This is a genomic window from Pseudomonas sp. WS 5011 (assembly GCF_012985775.1).
GTDB classification, from domain to species: Bacteria; Pseudomonadota; Gammaproteobacteria; order Pseudomonadales; family Pseudomonadaceae; genus Aquipseudomonas; species Aquipseudomonas peli.
In genome coordinates this window covers 1-1,120 of record NZ_JAAQXA010000075.1, presented here as the reverse complement: position 1 = coordinate 1,120, position 1,120 = coordinate 1, and the positions used below count along the sequence as shown (strand labels likewise).

At 60.1% G+C, this 1,120-nt stretch carries 1 protein-coding gene; it reads left to right on the top strand.

Annotated elements, in window-relative coordinates; genetic code table 11:
- Positions 1 to 59 precede the first annotated feature (59 nt).
- Complete coding sequence (locus tag HBN63_RS21570; protein WP_017246483.1) at positions 60 to 1,088, top strand: IS30 family transposase; 1,029 nt, start codon at positions 60 to 62, stop codon at positions 1,086 to 1,088.
- Positions 1,089 to 1,120: the final 32 nt, after the last annotated feature.

Here is a 1,120-nt window from a genome sequence, read left to right as displayed (position 1 = left end):
ACTGGGCGGCCGCGAAAACTGAGTGCAACACCTGACCTTTCCGGTACGGTGCTGCCCCTATGTCCTATTCCGAACTCAGCGTTGAAGAGCGCGCGATCATTCAGCTCAGTCAAGCTCAAGGCTTCACCCTGCGCGGCATTGCTCGCCTGATTGACAGGTCGCCCTCGACCATCAGTCGAGAGCTGAAGCGCAATCGAGGCAGTAGTGGTGCTTACTCGGCCCGCTGCGCCCAGCGACAGATGAGCATTCGGCGCCAGGTTTGTCGCCCTAAGCGCAAGCTTCTGCCGGGCAGTGAGCGCTTCGAGTTGGTGACCCATATGTTGCGTGAGCGTTTGTCTCCTGAACAGATTGCCGGCAAGCTGCGCGGCATGAACATTCCCAGCCTCAGAGATGCCTACGTCTGTCGAGAGACGATCTACAACGCGATCTATGCCTTGCCGGTCGGCGAGCTGCGCAAGGAGCTGATCATCTGCCTGCGCCAAAGCAAGGCGACGCGCAGACCGCGCTCTGGCGGCGTGGATCGGCGCGGCCAGATTCCGGAGATGGTCAGCATTCACGTGCGCCCGCCAGAGATCGAAGACCGGCTGATGCCGGGGCATTGGGAGGGCGACCTGATCAAGGGTAAGGCCAACGCCTCGTCGGTAGGCACGTTGGTGGAGCGCACCAGTGGCTACCTGATGCTGGTGAAGATGAACGACGCAACGGCGACCTCGGCGATGGAGGGCTTCAGTGCAGCGCTCAACGGCATGCCGCTGGCGATGCGCAAGAGCATGACCTACGACCAAGGCCGGGAGATGGCGCGGCATGCTGAAATCACCCAGCAGACCGGGGTCGCTATTTATTTTTGTGATCCGCACAGCCCATGGCAGCGCGGCAGTAACGAAAACATCAACGGCCTGATCCGCCAGTACCTGCCCAAGGGGACTGACTTGTCGGTACACAGCCAGGAGCAACTGAATGCCATCGCCCTGCAACTGAATATGCGCCCCCGTAAGCGCTTCGATTTCAAATGCCCGATCGAAGTCATGGGAGAGGTGATGCAGGAAGCCTTGGCTATGCGGCATGATGCTCCGGCTTCAATTCAATAACCGTGTTGCACTCAGCTCCTGCAACCGCCCTG

Bases quoted from the DNA above. Each gene is read 5' to 3' on its own strand.
- HBN63_RS21570 (WP_017246483.1), top strand. From the start codon at position 60: ATGTCCTATTCCGAACTCAGCGTTGAAGAGCGCGCGATCATTCAGCTC.